This window comes from Thauera butanivorans NBRC 103042 (assembly GCF_001591165.1).
GTDB lineage: Bacteria > Pseudomonadota > Gammaproteobacteria > Burkholderiales > Rhodocyclaceae > Thauera > Thauera butanivorans.
On sequence record NZ_BCUG01000118.1, the window covers coordinates 1 to 1,994 of the forward strand.

A 1,994-nucleotide genomic window follows, 5' to 3' on the forward strand; every position below is an offset into this window, starting at 1 on the left:
CCGGCACCGGCACCCGCTTCTTCAGGATCGGCCACAGGCCTTCGCGCGCCCGGTGCAGCACCAGCACCATCAGGATGCCGAACACGATCATCTCGAAGTTGCCGCTGGCGCCGAGCAGCTGCGGCAGCCAGTCCTGCAGCCATTGCTTGAGCACGGTGATCACGCCGGCGCCGACGATCGCGCCCCAGACGTAGCCGGCGCCGCCGAGCACCGCCATGAACAGGTACTCGATGCCGATATGCACGCCGAACGGGGTCGGATTGACGAAGCGCTGCATGTGGGCGTACAGCCAGCCCGCGGCACAGGCGTGCAGCGCGGCGATGACGAAGATGATCATGCGCGCGCGCGAGGTATCCACGCCCATCGCCTCGGCCATCACCCGCCCGCCCTTGAGCGCGCGGATGGCACGGCCTTCGCGCGAATCGAGCAGGTTGTGGGTGGTGAGCATCGCCACCAGCAGGAAGGCCCAGATCAGGTAGTAGATCTCGCTGCCGTCGTCGAGCGTCCAGCCGAACAGTTCGATCGGCGGAATGCCGGTGATGCCGGTGTGCCCGCCCAGACTTTGCATGGTGCCGAACAGGAAGTACAGGCTGATGCCCCAGGCGATCGTGCCCAGCGGCAGGAAGTGGCCCGACAGCTTGAGCGTCAGCGAACCCAGGATCAGCGCCACGGTGGCGGTGATCAGCAGCCCGGCGACCAGCGTCAGCCACGGCGAGGCGCCCACCCAGGCGAGCCAGGCCGGCAGCTCGGTGGCGGTGGTCAGCGCCGCGGTGGTGTAGGCGCCCAGGCCGACGAAGGCGGCCTGGCCGAAGCTCGTGAGCCCGCCCACGCCGGTCAGCAGCACCAGGCCGAGGGCGACCATCGCATACAGGCCGATGTAGTTCAACAGCGTCACGTAGTACGGCGACAGGATCGCCGGCACGGCGAGCAGCAGGGCGAGGAAGGCCCCCAGCAGCAGACGGTCGGTTCTCATTCTTCTTCCTCCACGTGGTGGCTACGCAGCGAGCGCCACAGCAGCACGGGGATGATCAGGGTGAAGACGATGACTTCCTTGTAAGCGCTGGCCCAGAACGAAGCGAAGGCTTCGAGCAGCCCCACCGCCAGCGCGCCCAGCGCCGCCAGCGGGTAGCTGGCCAGGCCGCCGATGATGGCGGCGACGAAGCCCTTGAGCGCGATCAGGAAGCCGGTGTCGTAGTAGATGGTGGTGATCGGGGCGATCAGCACGCCCGACAGCGCGCCGATGAAGGCCGCCAGCAAGAAGGTGAGCTTGCCCGCGAGCGCCGGCGAGATGCCCATCAGCTGGGCGCCGACGCGGTTGATCGCGGTCGCGCGCAGCGCCTTGCCGTACAGCGTGCGCTCGAAGAACTGGTACAGCGCCACGATCAGCAGCGCCGACACCACCAGCACCCACAGCGTCTGGCCGGTGATCAGCAAGGGGCCGAGATCGAAGCTGGCGTCGCTGAAGGCGGGCGTGCGGTGGCCTTCGGCGCCGAAGAACAGCAGGCCGAGCCCGACCATGGCGATGTGCAGCGCTACCGACACGATCAGCAGGATCAGCACCGGCGCCGAGGCGATCGGCTGGTACATCAGCCGGTACATCATCGGCCCCATCGGCACGACGATGGCCAGCGTCAGCACGACGTGCGCGGCCAGCGGCAGCGAGGCCACCGGCGCCGCCGCGAACAGCCCGGCCAGCACCAGTGGATAGGCCAGATTCCAGCCCGCCACCGACGCGGCCTTGCGCGCCTGGCCGGCACGCAGCGCGGCGACGCCGTCGAACAGCGTGACCAGCACGCCCATCACCAGCAGCAGCCAGACGGTGGCCGGCACGCCGCCGCCCTGCATCATCGCCAGCGTCAGCGCGCCATAGGCGACGAACTCGCCCTGCTGGATGAAGATCACCCGCGTGACCGCGAATACCAGTACCAGCGCCAGCGCCAGCAGCGCATAGATCGCGCCGTTGGTGATGCCGTCCTGGCCCAGTATCAGTGCAA

At 68.5% G+C, this 1,994-nt stretch carries 2 protein-coding genes; both read right to left on the reverse strand.

Annotated features, from left to right (window positions below):
* The coding region (locus TBU01S_RS22575) for a branched-chain amino acid ABC transporter permease (RefSeq protein ID WP_169802999.1) at positions 1-973 on the reverse strand (973 nt) is incomplete at its 3' end.
* Positions 970-1,994: branched-chain amino acid ABC transporter permease (locus TBU01S_RS22580; RefSeq protein WP_083953809.1), on the reverse strand; the 1,025-nt coding region annotated here is incomplete at its 5' end. The genes TBU01S_RS22580 and TBU01S_RS22575, both read right to left, overlap by 4 nt.